At 70.9% G+C, this 14,760-nt stretch carries 14 protein-coding genes; 5 read left to right on the top strand and 9 right to left on the bottom strand.

The features are described from left to right. A partial coding sequence (gene purB, locus HMPREF9058_RS07505) for an adenylosuccinate lyase (RefSeq protein WP_009406708.1) occupies positions 1-1,388 on the bottom strand: 1,388 nt, incomplete at its 3' end. A gap of 5 nt (positions 1,389-1,393) precedes the next feature. Continuing rightward, complete coding sequence (locus HMPREF9058_RS07510) at positions 1,394-1,804, bottom strand: hypothetical protein (RefSeq protein ID WP_009406703.1); 411 nt, start codon at positions 1,802-1,804, stop codon at positions 1,394-1,396. A 247-nt stretch (positions 1,805-2,051) separates the two neighbouring features. Between HMPREF9058_RS07510 and HMPREF9058_RS07515 the strand changes: the two genes are divergently transcribed. Further along, positions 2,052-2,492, top strand: coding sequence for a GNAT family N-acetyltransferase (locus tag HMPREF9058_RS07515; protein ID WP_009406666.1), 441 nt, complete (start codon positions 2,052-2,054; stop codon positions 2,490-2,492). A gap of 173 nt (positions 2,493-2,665) precedes the next feature. Here HMPREF9058_RS07515 and HMPREF9058_RS07520 read toward each other — a convergent pair whose 3' ends face one another. The 3 genes from HMPREF9058_RS07520 to HMPREF9058_RS07530 all read right to left on the bottom strand — a co-directional run bounded on the left by HMPREF9058_RS07520 (position 2,666) and on the right by HMPREF9058_RS07530 (position 5,445). Next, positions 2,666-3,037 (bottom strand): hypothetical protein, encoded by a 372-nt coding sequence (locus HMPREF9058_RS07520; RefSeq protein WP_009406697.1) that lies wholly within the window; start codon positions 3,035-3,037, stop codon positions 2,666-2,668. A gap of 120 nt (positions 3,038-3,157) precedes the next feature. Next, the gene (locus tag HMPREF9058_RS07525) at positions 3,158-3,916 is read right to left on the bottom strand and encodes a siderophore-interacting protein (protein ID WP_043537951.1); all 759 of its coding nucleotides are present in this window, start codon (positions 3,914-3,916) and stop codon (positions 3,158-3,160) included. A gap of 224 nt (positions 3,917-4,140) precedes the next feature. Next, positions 4,141-5,445, bottom strand: a complete 1,305-nt coding sequence (locus tag HMPREF9058_RS07530; protein ID WP_009406693.1) for an aminopeptidase C — start codon at positions 5,443-5,445, stop codon at positions 4,141-4,143. A gap of 103 nt (positions 5,446-5,548) precedes the next feature. Between HMPREF9058_RS07530 and HMPREF9058_RS07535 the strand changes: the two genes are divergently transcribed. From HMPREF9058_RS07535 to HMPREF9058_RS07545, 3 genes are all read left to right on the top strand, one after another. Continuing rightward, positions 5,549-6,220, top strand: a complete 672-nt coding sequence (locus tag HMPREF9058_RS07535; RefSeq protein WP_009406687.1) for a bifunctional 2-polyprenyl-6-hydroxyphenol methylase/3-demethylubiquinol 3-O-methyltransferase UbiG — start codon at positions 5,549-5,551, stop codon at positions 6,218-6,220. A gap of 544 nt (positions 6,221-6,764) precedes the next feature. Further along, complete coding sequence (locus HMPREF9058_RS07540; RefSeq protein ID WP_009406689.1) at positions 6,765-6,986, top strand: hypothetical protein; 222 nt, start codon at positions 6,765-6,767, stop codon at positions 6,984-6,986. A gap of 2 nt (positions 6,987-6,988) precedes the next feature. Then, on the top strand, positions 6,989-8,947 hold the full coding sequence (locus tag HMPREF9058_RS07545; protein WP_254654097.1) for a hypothetical protein: 1,959 nt from the start codon (positions 6,989-6,991) through the stop codon (positions 8,945-8,947). 144 nt (positions 8,948-9,091) lie between these two features. On the opposite strand, the gene HMPREF9058_RS07550 is transcribed toward HMPREF9058_RS07545, so the two are convergent. Continuing rightward, positions 9,092-9,499: a phage holin family protein gene (locus HMPREF9058_RS07550; protein ID WP_043537953.1), complete on the bottom strand. Its 408-nt coding sequence runs from the start codon at positions 9,497-9,499 to the stop codon at positions 9,092-9,094. Between the two features lie 46 nt (positions 9,500-9,545). Between HMPREF9058_RS07550 and hisC the strand changes: the two genes are divergently transcribed. After that, positions 9,546-10,703 (top strand): histidinol-phosphate transaminase, encoded by a 1,158-nt coding sequence (gene hisC, locus HMPREF9058_RS07555; protein WP_009406691.1) that lies wholly within the window; start codon positions 9,546-9,548, stop codon positions 10,701-10,703. 62 nt (positions 10,704-10,765) lie between these two features. Here hisC and HMPREF9058_RS07560 read toward each other — a convergent pair whose 3' ends face one another. From HMPREF9058_RS07560 to pgm, 3 genes are all read right to left on the bottom strand, one after another. Further along, positions 10,766-11,950, bottom strand: a complete 1,185-nt coding sequence (locus HMPREF9058_RS07560; protein ID WP_009406700.1) for a YwiC-like family protein — start codon at positions 11,948-11,950, stop codon at positions 10,766-10,768. Between the two features lie 252 nt (positions 11,951-12,202). Further along, positions 12,203-12,733, bottom strand: a complete 531-nt coding sequence (locus HMPREF9058_RS07570; RefSeq protein ID WP_232622462.1) for an N-acetyltransferase — start codon at positions 12,731-12,733, stop codon at positions 12,203-12,205. A gap of 250 nt (positions 12,734-12,983) precedes the next feature. Beyond that, on the bottom strand, positions 12,984-14,666 hold the full coding sequence (pgm, locus tag HMPREF9058_RS07575) for a phosphoglucomutase (alpha-D-glucose-1,6-bisphosphate-dependent) (protein ID WP_009406699.1): 1,683 nt from the start codon (positions 14,664-14,666) through the stop codon (positions 12,984-12,986). Between the last annotated feature and the right edge of the window lie 94 nt (positions 14,667-14,760).

Consider the following 14,760-nt stretch of genomic DNA (forward strand, 5'->3'; position numbering starts at 1 on the left):
AGGGCGAGCAGGCGCGCCTCGACGTCGTCGGGCATGCCCAGCCCGGAGATGAACTCGCGCATGCCCTCGGGTGTGACCTTCTTGCCGCGAGTGAGCTCCTTGAGGCGCTCGTAGGGGTCGGCCATGCCGGTCGCCCCGGCGACGGCGGCCGCCCGCATCGCCTGCTGGACCGGCTCGCCGAGCACCTCCCAGGTCGCCTCGAGGTCTTCCTCCAGGCGGGCGCGGTCGACGTCGAGCCCGGCCAGGCCCCGGCGGATGTTGTCCACGGCCAGCAGCGAGTGCCCCAGGGCCACGCCCACGTTGCGCTGCGTGGTGGAGTCGGTGAGGTCGCGCTGGAGACGGGAGGTGACGAGCGTGGCGGCCAGCGTGTCCAGCAGCGAGCAGGAGATCTCCAGGTTGGCCTCGCCGTTCTCGAAGCGGATCGGGTTGACCTTGTGCGGCATGGTCGATGAGCCGGTGGAGCCCTGCGCGCTCAGGCGCTGGTGGAAGTAGCCCAGGGAGATGTAGGTCCACACGTCCGTGGCCAGGTTGTGGGCGATCCGGTTGAAGCGGGCGACGTCGGAGTAGAGCTCGGCCTGCCAGTCGTGGGACTCGATCTGCGTGGTCAACGGGTTCCAGGTCAGGCCCAGGTGCTCCACGAAGCCGCGCCCCACGGCCTGCCAGTCGGCGCCGGGCACGGAGACGACGTGCGCGCCGAAGGTGCCGGTGGCACCGTTGATCTTGCCCAGGTACTCGGTGGCCTCGACGCGGCGCACCTGGCGGCGCAGCCGGTGGGCCAGGACCGCCATCTCCTTGCCGAGCGTCGTGGGGGTGGCCGGCTGGCCGTGCGTGCGCGCCAGCATGGCGGCGTCGGCGTGCTCGTGGGCCATGGCGGCCAGGTCCTCGACCAGCCCGCGGGCGGCCGGCAGCCACACCTGTTCGACGGCGCCCCGGATCGTCAGGGCGTAGGAGAGGTTGTTGATGTCCTCGCTGGTGCAGAAGATGTGGACGATCTCGCCGACCGTGGGCAGCACGGTGGGGCCGCCGTCGGCGCCGACGACGCCGGGGGCCTGGGCGGCCGCGACCAGGCGCCGCTTGAGGAGGTACTCGACGGCCTTGACGTCGTGGCGGGTCTCGGCCTCGATGGCGCCGAGCTCGGCGATCTCCTCGGCTCCGAAGTCCTCGACGACGCCGCGCAGGTAGCTCTTCTCCGTCTCGCTCAGGCGGGGCGCTCCGGGCAGGACGCCGCCGTCGGTGAGGTGGATGAGCCACTCGACCTCGACCTGCAGGCGGGCCCGGTTGAGCGCGGCCTCGGAGAGGTGGTTGACCAGCGGGGCGGCGACGGCGCGGTAGCGGCCGTCCAGGGGGCCCAGGGCGATGGCGGGGGAGACTGCGGAGAGATCGACCATGCCGCTCATTGTGGCAGGTTGGCACCGATCTCTGCGAGCGGGGCCTCCTGGGTCGAGACGAGGACGGGCTGGGCCTCGGGGCGGCGTCGGCGGTAGGCGGTCACGACGACGAACAGCAGGATGCCGGCCGACGGCAGGTTGATGGCGGCGGCGGGCTCATGGCTGTAGAGGCCGTGGCCGAGCAGCGCGGCCGCCAGCCCCAGGCCGATGACGGCCAGCGCGAGGATCGAGGGGCCCGGGATCCGCTGGGACGGCTCGGCGCGCTGAACGTGCTGGGCCTGGAAGAGGATGAGACTGACCGTCAGCAGGCTCAGAGGCGTCAGGAGGGAGGTTTCCCAGCCGAACAGGCCGCCGCCGACCGTCAGGGCCAGGACGGTCGTGGCAAGCGTGAAGACGACTGGTGGGAGGAGTCGCATGGTAGATGACCTTCTAGGGCGGACAAGGTGGGGAATGGTATGACCGGGCAAAATCCTGCCGGATCCTTGTGGCATTTTCAACAAGTGGTCCGTCGTCGTTGGCGGGGAGCACTCCCCGGTCGCCACCAGCCTATACGGCGTGCCGACCCCGGACCCGGGAAGTAGGTTCCGACCGGGGAGAATGTGATGCCTCTGTGATGCCTCTGTGATGCCTTGGGTGCTTTGCGGGTCAGTGGATAATGCGGTTATGACGACGGACCGGGTCCAGCACGGAGCGACAGTCAGAGTTCTGGTGGAGCAGGACCTGGCCAGTGAGCAGATGCTGGCTCTTATGCGCGAGGCCGCGGGACTGCCCGACGGCGAGCTGCGCAGGATCATTGCTGAGGAGCTAGTGCTCATGGAGGTCGTGGGTACGGGCCCGCGGGGCGCGCCCACGTCGGTAGCTGCCTACGTGTCTCGACCCGATGGCGTCGTGTTGGAGTACATTGCCGTGGCTCCGGGGCTACGTGGCGACGGAATCGGGCGGGCGCTCGTTGATGCCCTTGCCAGTGTGTCGGGGCAGGTTGTCGCCGAGACCGACGACGACGCCGTCGGCTTCTACCGGGCGCTCGACTTCGATATCGCCCCTGCGCCGTTGGACCCGCGCTGGCCGGGGCGCCGCCGCTACCGATGCGTGCGGCGGTCCTGATTCCGAACGGCGCATGTCGAGGACTGCGTTTCGCGCCGAGGACGTACTTCTCCTCCAAACGACGCGTCTCCGCCCCCAGTCATCTGGGGGACAGCGCAGTCCTCGTCGCGAAAGTACGTTCTCGATCGACGTCGTCGAGAGGCCTGGCGACCGGGGCCCGGGGGTGACGGGGCTTATCGGGGCGAGGTCGTGTGCGTGGTGACCTCGTGGGTCCGCCGGTCCCTCAGGCTGCGCGCCAGGACGTAGCCCAGTAGGCCCAGCGCGGGCAGGATGAGGAGCACGACGACATCGGACCGGTAGAGGCCGCGCGCGAGAACGAGCCCGGAGAGGACGATTCCGATGGTCCCCAGCAGCCGGACTCCCGACGGCGGCAGGTTCCGCTCGCCCGGACCCGAGTTCTGGGCTTGCAGCAGGATGAGGCCGAGCAGGAGCATGCACAGCGATGAGGTGAGGCTGTTGAGCTGCCACCCGAGCAGCAGGCTTCCGATCGAGGTGACCAGGACGGTCAGGGCGAGGACAAGAATGGCGAGTTTGATGAGTCGCATGGCGAGCACCTCGGCGAACGGCTTGCGGTTGCGAACGCTCTCAGTCTAAGCCGGTGCTCTGGCTGGAGGCCGGCCGGTGGTGAGGGTGAGTCGACGTCTGGCGGTGGCCGGTGGCCGGGCTCAGTCCTCGGGGGTGGTGCCCATGGCGCGGCCGAGGGTCCAGTAGCCCTGGTGCTGGATGCTGCGTCGGCTCAGACCGGAGGCGATCAGGTGGCGCCGCACCGCCTTGGTGGCGCTGGTCTCCAAGGCGATGAACACCCAGTCCAGGGCCAGGTCCCCGGTGTCCGCCCACAGGGTGCGGTCGACGGCGGCCAGCAGCTTCTCCTCGGAGATCCCGGGATTGACGCGGATGAGCCGATGGTCGCGCGCGGCCAAGGGCAGGAAGCCGGTCTCGGGCGCCAGCATGACGACGGTGGCCAGGCTGCTCGGCGGGGAGGCGGCGACGGCGTCGGCGAGTGCTGGCGCGGAGGCCTGGTCGCCCACCAGCAGCATCTTGTCGCCGGGGGAGGGCAGGCGGTAGCTGGTGCCGCCCATGACCTGGACGGACACGGTGGCTCCCGGCTTGACCCGCTTCGACCAGCGCGATGCCGGGCCGGCGGGCTCATGGTGCAGGACCAGGATGATGGCGGTGGCCTGCTCGCGGTTGATGCGGGTGATGGTGTAGGCGCGCTGGTGCTGGCGGCCGCCCTGCGGGATCCACATGCGCACCCAGGCGGTGGGCGGCAGCATGGCGGCACCGGTGCCCAGCAGGCTCGGACAGTGAACAGTCAGTTCCGTGTAGGGCGCCAGCTCGCGCACTGCGGTGATCGTGAGCTTGTGCTCAGGCGCCCGCAGCGCCTTGAGCACTGTGCCTTGGAATCCCCTCCCACCACGTGCCATCTGCGTGTCCGCCTCCCGGTCGTCTGATCTCGCGCTCAGGCGAACCATAACCGGAATGGTTGAAGGCTTGCTTAGGACCTGCTGCTGAGAACACAGGAGAAAATGCCGAAAGAATTCCGGCAATGGGCGGGTGCTGGACGGGGTAGTGCTCGGCGGGCCCGGGCGGCCGCGGTGGCCGGGACGGTCGGGAGCGGGCCGTCGTCGAGCTGCCTGCCCCCGCCGCCTCAGGCCATCGGGTCCCAGCTGGGCAGCATGACGGGCTCGGTCTCCAGGGCGGCGCGGACCTCCTCCGGCAGGCGGCTCGCGCGCACGACGACCTCGAAGACGTACTCGTCGAACCAGGAGTCGCTCATCGTGTGGAAGCCCTTGTCCCCGAACTTGTCGCCCCAGGAGTTCTCCACCCGCCAGCGCCGCGGGGCGCCGTCGACCAGATCGACGCCGGTCAGGCACATGGCGTGGGTGAGCGCCGACTCGCGCGCTACCAGCCGCTCGGCCTTCGTCATCGACAGGTCCACCCCGTACAGGCCCTCGTAGTCGTGCAGGGCGGCGTCCCAGATCCCGGCCTTCTTGTCCCGCTGCTTGGCGACGTCGCAGGCGAACCACACCGGCTCGCCGTCCTGGATCGCGGCGATCGCGGCGGCCTTGAGCACCTCGAGCTCGGCGGTGACGTGATCCTGGACCGGTTCGCCCACCATGACGTCGCTGCGGCCCATGCCGTAGTGCGTGTTGACCGCGATCTCGGGGCGCGGGTCGTGGGCCACGACCACGAACTCCTCCACCCCGGTGACGTAGCGCTGCGCGAACTGTCGCGGCGTGAGCGTCCCGACCCGGTGAAATTCCTTGTTCTTATCGCGGTACTGCCACACGAACTCCTCGGGCGGGGTCCCCAGATGGATGCACAGCATCCGGTGAACCTGCTCCAGGGCCGTGAGCCGCAGCGGCTCAGGGTCGACGCCGTCGGCCACCGCGGCCCGCAGCCGCAGGGCCGTGCGCCGCAGCAGCGTGGCCAGGTGCTCGTTCATCGCCTCGGAGTTGCCTGCCGAGACGGTGTCCGGCATGGCGTAGGCCGGGACGATCCCGTACTTGGCCACCAGGCGCGCGAACTCCGGCCACCAGCCGCCGTCGGGAATGGGGGAGTACAGGGAGTCGACGACCTCGCGGTCATCCAGGGGGCGGTCCGCCTCGGCGATGACGCGGGTGAGGAAGGCGTTGGCCTTCTCCAGCTTGTCGTAGAAGAAGGGGAAGGCCTGACTCAGCTCCAGGGAGTCGAGCTCGAGCTCCTTGAGCATGGAGGCGCGCAGCACGTTGAGGCCGGCGAAGGCCCAGCAGCGTCCCGACTGCTTCTGGTCGGTGATCGAGGCGTCCGGGACGAGGTCGGACACGGAGGTGTCGATGGAGGTCACCGTGGTCCGGTCCAGGGAGACCTGCTCCACGTCCGTGGTGGCGACGGCGTTGCCGGCCAGGCGGGCGGCGGGGTCGGCGAGGAAGGCGGCATTGCGCTGGGCGACCCAGGAGGTGTCGATTGTCATGAGGCAGAGGATAGATCGGGCGGAGCGCTCGCGTCCCCGCCGGGCCGCCGGGCGCCGTCACCGAACCGCCTGCCGGGTGACCCGGCGTCGGTAGGATCCAATCATGACGCAGCCCCGCCAGCAGCACTCCGATCCGCAGTCCGACGCCGCTCACTCCGCCTCCCGCTGGGAGGAGCGTTACGCCTCTGTCGAGCAGCTCTGGTCGGGTCGCCCCAACGACTGGCTGCCGGAGCTCGCCACCGACTGGAGCCCCGGGACCGCCCTGGAGATCGGCTGCGGCGAGGGCGCCGACGTCCTGTGGCTGGCCGAGCGCGGCTGGCAGGTGGTCGGGCTGGACCTGTCCGCCACCGCCATCGGGCGTCTGACCGGGCAGGCCGAGCGGCTCGGGGTCGCCTCGCGCGTGACCGGCCGCGTGCACGACGCCGGAGACGGCCTGCCGGCCGGCCCCTTCGACCTGGTGACGAGCTTCTACGTCCACGGCGGGCACGAGCCGGGTTCCCTGGATCTCGTGGCCCTCCTGTCCGACGCCGCTGCCCGCGTCGCCCCCGGCGGGCACCTGCTCACCGCGGTGCACGCCGTCAACCCGCCCTGGCACACCCACCACGCCCGCACCTACACGGCCGCCGAGCTCCTCGAGGGCCTGGCCGAGGCGACAGACGGCTGGGAGGTCGTCGTCGGCGAGGAGCGGGACCGGCAGGCGACGGGGCCCGACGGCCAGGAGGGGCACCGGGCCGACGCCGTCGTGTGCCTGCGCAGGCCGCCGGCCTCGGTTTGATGGACAAGCCGTGGGAAGGGCCCTGAAGAAGTGCCGGAATATTCTGGGTGTTCGCCGGAATGTGGTGCACACTACGTAGAAATGGCGGAATGGCGCCTGTTTCTCAGCGTGTTCATAGGGGAATTCGGGGGGTCCGCTCAGGATCGGTGGGTTACATAGTTACTGCCGCCGGACGGAACCGGTCACGAGGGTTGGGGAGCCCGATGACTGGCAGGTCTCCGAGTCTGGAACGGGTCTTAGGGAGCCCGGACCGGACGTTCTGGTGAAGGAGGTCCTGCCTCCCCGGCCTTATGGGAAGCCGGGTAGCAGGAGGGCCTCGCGAGGCTTGGGCCCGCGGTCCGGGAAACCGGACCGCGGGCCGAGTCCTTTATTGAGCGGGTACGAGGCCGAGGCCCAGCATCCGGTTAATGCGGCGAGCCCCTCTCCGTCTCCCGGCGCGAGGACGTGCGGTTCACCGGGGGCCACAGGTGCCGGAGTGCAGGGCTGATCCACAGGGCTGCAAGCCGGCGCTGCGGTCGCCTCTGGGCCGCCCTACCGTCGAGTCATGTCTTTCTCACTGTCACGTTCCAGGGCGGACTACGACGCCGCTGTCACTCAGTTCCCCACCTCGGTCCCCGCCAGCTGGGTGGGGGCGGACTCCACCGCCTGCCAGACGGCGCTCACGAATGCCTCCGGGCTCCTGACCGCGCTGGCGACGCGCTATGACACGGCCGCCTCCAAGGTCGGTGTCGTCGAGTCACGCAACTCACCGGATGGAACGAGCTGATCATGAGCCCGGTTGCCATGGACGGAGACAGTCCGTACCCCGCCTGGAAGCAGAACCCCCACGCGACGGATCCGCCTTATGCCAACCAGCCGCCCCCGAAAGCCAAGACTCCTCCCGCCTCGACCGCCCCGGAGGATAGCGGCCACGGCTGGATCATATGGAGTGGGGGCCCTGCGGTGGTGGTGTCGGGCGGAACCGTCTCCGTGAACACGAGTGATCTCGACTCCCTGGCCAGCAGCCTCAACTCGGCGGCAGGCTCCCTGGATGACGCGCGAACCCTCATAGCCAATGTGGTCACTGAAGTGAATGAGGCGCCGCCTCCGCCGGTATCTCCACCCAGCATCCCTTACCCGATCCTGGCGGGCCTCGATCTGGAGAAGTCCGTCGCTCTTCAGGCCCTGGATGCGTTGACCACCGGGCAGGGGTCGCTCGAGGCCGTCGCCGGTACGCTGCGCGGCATTGCCTCCGACGTCACCGCCTGCTCCCAGGCCCACACCCTGGCCGACGGGAAGGCCACTCCCGTCAATGGTCTGGTGGGACCCGTGGACGTTCGGGCCTTCGACTCCGGTCTCCTCCAGCTGGCGCTGGGATCCTCCGTCGCCGCTCAGTTCCCCACGATCTCAGCGCTGCTGGCGTCGTCAACGATGGGGGGCTGGGTGCTCTACAAGCTGGTGGAGGACAGCGAGGACGGGCAGGCCGCCGTCGAGGTCCTCCAGCTCCTACTCAGTGACCCGACCACCGAGCAGTGGGTCAAGGAGGACCTCGTCAGGATCGTCCTGCTCACGCGCTGGCTCAAGAACGCCAAGACCGGGCGGGAGGCCGCCACGGTCCAGGCCTACCTTCAGCAGGTCTCCCAGCGCCTCGACCCCTGGGCGAAGCAGCGCCTGCCTGGGCAGGTCGTCGTTGGGACGCAGACCGTCGACACCAAGAGCCTGACGCCCATGCAACGCGTCGCCATGGTCCTGGGCGCGAACGCCGCCGCGATCGGGGCCGGGGTCTACGGCACCCAGAGCGGCGTCACGGTCACCCCCGTCGGCGGCAGCGGATCCACCGTGCTTCCGCCCGCCGCCAAGGACCCCTTCGGGCTCGCCAGCGCCGTGAATCCCGGCATGACCGGCAAGGGCAAGGAGGCCAAGTCTCCGCAGAGCATCTCCGAGACCATCACCCACTGCCAGGAGGTGCAGTCCTCGAAGAACTCCCTGGGGCAGGGCTACGAGGAGGCCGGGGTCATCTCCATCCAGCGGGTCGAGCATGCCGACGGCCGAGTCTCCTGGGTCGTCTATGTCCCTGGCACTACGGACTGGACCTCCGGCGACGGCGAGCCGCAGGACCTGCTCACCAACCTCGAGGCCGTGGGTGGCACGCCCACGGCCATGGAGAGCGGCGTCGTCACCGCCATGCGCCAGGCCGGCATCCAGCCGGGGGAGGAGGTCGCCCTCTACGGCCACTCCCAGGGCGGGATCACGGTCTCCAACATCGCCGCCGACCCCGCGATCCAGGGGCGTTACAACATCACCACGGTCCTCACCGCCGGCTCGCCCACCGCGGGAGCCGACATCCCCGACGACGTCCACGCCCTGCACCTGGAGAACACCGGTGACGCCGTCCCCGGGCTCGACGCCGCCCCCACACCCACCGGCCCCCACCGGCAGGTCGCCATGCTCGACACCCACCAAATGAGCACGAACGGCTACCCGCACGCCTCCTCCGCCTACGCCCAGGCCGCTGAGGGGCTGGAGGACAAGGCACCCGAGCTGGCCGACTGGAACAAGTCCTTCTCGCGGGCCTCGGGCGCCGGCGAGCAGGGGACGACCACCACCGAGTACACCTTCGCGATCCAGCGCAACACCGACCCCAACGGGATCTACAAGGGCGGCGCCACCTACCGGGGCACGGTGCCCTCGGCGCAACCCTCCTACCCCCGCCCCACCCCGAGCCCGCAGTCGACGGGCGAGCACTAGGTGCGTGAGGTCATGACGGTGGTGACGTGTGCTGGGACCCGGTTGCCGGCCTGCTCCGCGAAGCACTGGGAGCCGCCGGGTGACGCTGGGCGACGCCGGCCGGTATCAGCTGAGCCGTCCGGCGCACCTCCGACGTCGTCGACCTCAGTCCTCGCGGCGCACGAGCATCGCGGCGATGATCGAGGAGATCACCGAGATAATGATCGAGCCGGCCACCGCCGAGCTGAAGGAGGCGACCTCCAGCCCCAGCGGCACCGAGCCGCCGGCGCCCAGTGCCGCGATGTGGTCGGTGAACCAGCCCGTCAGCGAGAGCATCGCGCCGTTGACCACCAGGGCGAACAGCCCGAAGGTGATGATGTAGAGCGGAAAGGTCAGGAACTTCGCCACCGGCTTGATGAGCGAGTTCACCAGCGCCAGCACCAGACCCAGGACCAGCAGGTTCAGCCACATCGGGCCGGCCCCGGCCCCCTCGGGCACGCTCAGCCCGGACAGCAGGCGCGTGGCCAGCCACAGGCCGGCCGCGTTTCCGACGGTTCGTGCCACGATCTCCATGGGCCCATTGTGCCCGGGCAACCTGTGCCGGTGCCAAGATGGAGGCATGAATCCTGCAGCGACCCCAGTGCCCGGCGGCCCCAGTCCCGCGTCCCCCGCCGGGGGCTCGGAGAGCGCCCCCTCGACGACGGTGCGCATCCGCCCCGACGTCGCCGCCCTGCCCGCCTACGTGCCTGGGGCCCGCCCCGACGCCGCCACGGCGGCGCAGATCGCCAAGCTCTCCTCCAACGAGCTGCCCTATCCGCCGCAGGACGCGGTCGTCGAGGCCATCACCCGCGCCGCCACCGGGGTCAACCGTTACCCGGAGATGACTGGGGAGAGCCTCACGCAGGCCCTCGCCCGCCGCTGGGGCGTGGAGGCCGAGCAGGTCGTCGTCGGCAACGGCTCGGTCGCCCTCATCCAGCACCTGCTCGACGCCGTCTGCGAGCCCGGCGACGAGGTCGTCATCCCCTGGCGATCCTTCGAGGCCTACCCGATCTGCGTGGCGGTCGCCGGGGCCCGGGCCGTGCGCGTCCCGCTGACCCCCGACGCCCGCCACGACGTGCCCGCCATGCTGGCGGCCATCACCCCCCGCACCCGCGTGGTCATGGCCTGCACCCCCAACAACCCCACCGGGACGATCCTGACCGCCGAGGAGCTGGCCGAGCTCGTGGCCGGGGTGCCGCGCGACGTCGTCGTCCTCATCGACGAGGCCTACCTCGACTTCGTCACCGACCCGCGGGCCGGCGACGCCCTCACCCTCCTGGCCGGGGCCCCCAACCTCGTGGTCTCACGGACCTTCTCCAAGGCCCACGCCCTGGCCGGGATGCGCGTGGGCTACCTCGTGTGCGAGCCGGGCCTGGCCGCCGCCATCCGCTCGGTGACCACACCCTTCGGGGTCAACCTGCCCGCGCAGGCCGCCGCCACCGCGGCCCTGGGCCAGGGCGAACTGGCCCGAACCGCCGAGCGCTCGGCCGCCGTCGCCGCCGAGCGGGACCGGGTCGTGGAGGCCCTACGCACCCAGGGCTGGCAGGTCCCCGAGGCTCAGGGCAACTTCTTCTGGCTCGGCGTGGGCGAGCAGACGACGACGCTGGCCGAGCACTTCCGCGGCGCCGGTATCCTCGTGCGGCCCTTCGCCGGTGAGGGCGTGCGGGTCTCGGTGGGGACGACGTCGGACAACGAGAGGGTCCTGGCCGCCGCGGCCGCCTGGCACGCCGAGCACTGAGCCTCGCCGGAGCGGGTGCCGCCGACAGGGCGGGGCGGGTGACAGCGTCGTCGCAGGCCTGGTCACACTGAGATCGTCACCAGGAAGGCCACGCACATGACGACCTCGACGATGCCCATCGTCCCCGGGCGCAGCGGGCGGTGGCGCGCACGCACCAGCTGCCACTGCCACAGCGGCATGACCAGCGACCGCACCGTCAGCACCACCCACAGGACGGCGTGCCCCCACGGCAGCATCCCCGACGACGCCATCCACCACGTCACCACCGCCACCACCGCGTGCGCCGCCACCGTGCCGGCCAGCAGCGTGTAGTTGAAGCGCTCGCGAATCATCGACTTGATGTAGGGGACCGTCCCGCCGAAGTAGGCGGCCGTCAGCGCCGTGGCCAGCCACATCCAGGACCAGCCCGTCAGGGCGCCGCTGGGGGAGGCCCCCGGCAGGGGGGAACTCGGTGTCCCCAGGCCCAGGAAGCCGCCGTCGCCGCGCACCGCCAGGCTGTAGGTGACGGCCGCCATGAGGGAGGCGGCCGTCGTCGTCGACAGCCCCGAGAGCAGTGAGCGCTCGTGACCGCGCCACACCTGGTGCAACGCGATGGCGAACAGTGGCGCCAGAGGCACCGCCCACTGGATGAGGTAGGGCGCCACCAGCAGAGTGATGAGGGCTAGGGAGGCCGTCCAGCCGGTGTAGACCAGGAGCGGCAGCATGATGAGGGCGCGTTTGCGGGCCGAGCGGGTGCGCAGCCACTGCGACCAGGACCAGTAGGTGAGGTAGCCGCCCCACCAGGCGGGAAGGAACAGGAGGTTCACCCAACTGAAGCCGCCCACGACCCAGCCGACGATCGGCGGCAACACCAGCATCGACCAGGCCCCGTGCTGGTTGGGGACCCAGGCCTTGCGGCCGGGCTGGCGGCGGATCTGCTCCTGGGTAGGGGGCTTGGGGCGCTCGGTCTGCCGGGGCTTGCCGGTGGCCAGCATGATGTCGTCCTGCGGGCCGGGGCGGGACTGCTGAGAGGGGGCTCGGCGCGGCGCCGTGGTGCCGGAGGACGCCGTGGAGGCTCCCGGCGGAGTCAGGGCCTGGTTGGTCGACGCGGCCTCTGGGCTCGTCGGGGAGCCGGCAGGCGCGGAGGATGCGGGAGGCGCGGGGGAGTCCGCCGATCCGGCGGCCGGCGTCGGGCGCGGGGGATCGGTGTGCGCGGAGGGGTGCTCGACGTGGTGCTTGGACGGCCTCGACGGGCGTGACTGGCTCACGCCCTCACCCTAATCGCTTGCCCCCGGTGCTGGCTGGGGACGTTCTCTTCCAGCCGGGGGCGTCTCACGCGTTCGGGGACGCTTTCTTCCGGTCGGGGACGTCCTGCGCGCCCGGGGACACTTTCTTCCGGCCGGGGGCATCCTGCGCGTAGGGGGACGGGATTGCTGTCCCCGACGGCGTCGAATGCCCCCGCCCGGGGCGACACGCACCCGGCCGCGCGGAATGTCCCCGTGGGGGGCGCGTCGGGATGCTCAGGCCAGGGTGAGCCGCATCTGGTGCCAGGGCACGCCGCCGTGGTGGGAGGCGGACAGGCCCTCGTCGACAAAACCCAGGCGCGCGTAGAAGCCTACGAGGTCGTCGAGGCAGGTGAGCACCAGGCCCTGGCGGCCGTGGACGCGCGTTGTCTCGATGACAGTGCGCAGCAGTCGGGTGGCCAGCCCCTGCCCTTGAGCCGCGGGAGCCGTAGCGACGCCGAGGATCATCTGCCAGGCCCCGTCGGGGTCGTGCATCGTGGGCGCCTCGTACATCTCGTCGCTCAGATCGCGCGCGTGGGTGCACGGTCCGTTGACCAGCGTCAGCAGCATGCCGCCCTCGTCCTCGATGAGCCAGAAGTGGTCGGCGTAGGTAGCCATCCGCTCGGCGATCGTTGTCGGGCTGGCAGCCTGCTCGGGTGGGAAGCAGATGGCCTCCAGGGCGGCGGCCATGGCCGCGTCCTGCGCCTGCTCCGCCCGGGCCGTCCGGGCCGTGCGGATGTGGAGGACGGGGGAGTCGGAGGTACCCATGGCCATATTTTCACCAGTCGGTAGACATGCGTCGAGCATTCACCAGTGTCTCCGCGCGTCCCGCCCCCGCGACCGGGGACATCTCGCGCGTGCGGGGACACTTTCTTCCGGCCGGGGGCATCCTGCGCGCCCGGGGACGGGATTGCTGTCCCCGACGGCGCCGAATGGCCCCGCCCGGAACGACACGCACCCGTACGCGCAGGATGTCCCCGTGGGCAGGGTGGCGCGAGACAGGGAGGCGCCTGCGCCGTCAGTCGCCCAGGGCCGCGGCAACCACCTTCTTGGCCTCCTCCTGCACCTGGGCCAGGTGGTCGGCACCCTTGAAGGACTCGGCGTAGATCTTGTAGACGTCCTCCGTGCCCGAGGGGCGCGCGGCGAACCAGGCATCCTCGGTGGTGACCTTGAGCCCGCCGATGGGGGCCCCGTTGCCGGGCGCGTCGACCAGCCGGGCGGTGATCTCCTCGCCGGCCAGCTCGGTGGCGGTCACGTCCTCGGCGGCCAGGGCGGCGAGCTTGGCCTTCTCCTCCTTGGAGGCGGCGGCGTCGATGCGTGCGTAGGCGCTGGCGCCGAAGCGCTCCACCTGCTCCTCGTGCAGCTGGGAGGGGGACTTGCCGGTGACGGCGATGATCTCGCTGGCCAGGAGGGCCAGGATGATGCCGTCCTTGTCCGTGGTCCACACGGTGCCGTCCTTGCGCAGGAAGGACGCCCCCGCGCTCTCCTCGCCGCCGAAGCCGATCGAGCCGTCGAGCAGCCCGGGCACGAAGTGCTTGAAGCCCACCGGCACCTCGATGAGGGTGCGCCCGATCGCGGCCGCCACCCGGTCGATGAGGCTGGAGGAGACCAGGGTCTTGCCGACGGCGGCGTCGGCAGGCCAGCCGGGCCGGTGGGTGAAGAGGTACTCGATGGCCACGGCCAGGAAGTGGTTGGGGTTCATCAGCCCGCCGTCGGGGGTGACGATGCCGTGGCGGTCGGAGTCGGCGTCGTTCCCGGTGGCGACGTCGTAGGGGGTCTTGCCCTCGGCGTCGGGCGTCATCGTCGAGCGCAGCGAGGCCATGGCGTTGGGGGAGGAGCAGTCCATGCGGATCTTGCCGTCCCAGTCCAGGGTCATGAAGTGCCAGGCCGGGTCCACCTCGGGGTTGACCACCGTGAGCTCCAGGCCGTAGCGCTCACCGATCGCGCCCCAGTAGTCCACCGAGGCGCCGCCCAGCGGGTCGGCCCCGATGCGCACGCCGGCCTTGCGGATCGCCTCAAGGTCGATGACGCTCTCCAGGTCGGTGACGTAGGTCTCCAGGTAGTCGTGCTTGATGATGTGGGGGCCGTCGAGGGCCTCAGCGACCGGGACCCGAGGGACGTCCTGCCACCCGGAGGCGAGCAGCTCGTTGGCGCGGTTGGCGATCCACGTCGTGGCCTCTGAGCCGGCCGGGCCGCCGGTGGGCGGGTTGTACTTGAAGCCGCCGTCGCGTGGCGGGTTGTGGGAGGGGGTCACCACGATGCCGTCGGCCAGGCCGGGGCCGCTCGTGCGCACCCCCGCCTCGGTCCCGGCGCCGTTGGCCAGGAGGATGGAGTGTGAGACGGCCGGGGTGGGCGTGTAGGCACCCCGGGCGTCGACGGCGGTGGTCACCCCGGCCCCGGCGAGCACCTCGACGGCGGTGCGCCAGGCGGGCTCGGACAGGGCGTGCGTGTCGCGGCCCAGGTAGAGGGTGCCGTCGGTGCCCTGGGAGCGGCGGTACTCCACGATGGCCGCGGTCGTGGCCACGATGTGGGCCTCGTTGAAGGCGGTGTCCAGAGAGGAGCCGCGGTGCCCGGAGGTACCGAAGACGACCTTTTGGGCCGGGACGGCGGGGTCGGGGACGAGGTCGTAGTAGGCGGAGACGACCTCGTCGACGTCGATGAGGTCTTCGGGCTGTGCTGGCTGTCCTGCGCGTGCGTGCATGGGCACAGTGTGTCACGTGCCACTGGCCGGATCAGCCCGTTTCGCTGTGCGAAACACTGGCTGTTCCGAGGCCGGGACGCGGTGATCGGCGGGG

Source organism: Actinomyces sp. oral taxon 175 str. F0384 (assembly GCF_000223355.1).
GTDB lineage: Bacteria > Actinomycetota > Actinomycetes > Actinomycetales > Actinomycetaceae > Actinomyces > Actinomyces oris.

What these genes read in the sequence shown, in the direction of transcription:
- HMPREF9058_RS07510 (WP_009406703.1), bottom strand. Translation starts at nt 1,804, where the DNA reads ATGCGACTCCTCCCACCAGTCGTCTTCACGCTTGCCACGACCGTCCTG.
- HMPREF9058_RS07515 (WP_009406666.1), top strand. Translation starts at nt 2,052, where the DNA reads ATGACGACGGACCGGGTCCAGCACGGAGCGACAGTCAGAGTTCTGGTG.
- HMPREF9058_RS07520 (WP_009406697.1), bottom strand. Translation starts at nt 3,037, where the DNA reads ATGCGACTCATCAAACTCGCCATTCTTGTCCTCGCCCTGACCGTCCTG.
- HMPREF9058_RS07525 (WP_043537951.1), bottom strand. Translation starts at nt 3,916, where the DNA reads ATGGCACGTGGTGGGAGGGGATTCCAAGGCACAGTGCTCAAGGCGCTG.
- HMPREF9058_RS07530 (WP_009406693.1), bottom strand. Translation starts at nt 5,445, where the DNA reads ATGACAATCGACACCTCCTGGGTCGCCCAGCGCAATGCCGCCTTCCTC.
- HMPREF9058_RS07535 (WP_009406687.1), top strand. Translation starts at nt 5,549, where the DNA reads ATGACGCAGCCCCGCCAGCAGCACTCCGATCCGCAGTCCGACGCCGCT.
- HMPREF9058_RS07540 (WP_009406689.1), top strand. Translation starts at nt 6,765, where the DNA reads ATGTCTTTCTCACTGTCACGTTCCAGGGCGGACTACGACGCCGCTGTC.
- HMPREF9058_RS07545 (WP_254654097.1), top strand. Translation starts at nt 6,989, where the DNA reads ATGAGCCCGGTTGCCATGGACGGAGACAGTCCGTACCCCGCCTGGAAG.
- HMPREF9058_RS07550 (WP_043537953.1), bottom strand. Translation starts at nt 9,499, where the DNA reads ATGGAGATCGTGGCACGAACCGTCGGAAACGCGGCCGGCCTGTGGCTG.
- hisC (WP_009406691.1), top strand. Translation starts at nt 9,546, where the DNA reads ATGAATCCTGCAGCGACCCCAGTGCCCGGCGGCCCCAGTCCCGCGTCC.
- HMPREF9058_RS07570 (WP_232622462.1), bottom strand. Translation starts at nt 12,733, where the DNA reads ATGGGTACCTCCGACTCCCCCGTCCTCCACATCCGCACGGCCCGGACG.
- pgm (WP_009406699.1), bottom strand. Translation starts at nt 14,666, where the DNA reads ATGCACGCACGCGCAGGACAGCCAGCACAGCCCGAAGACCTCATCGAC.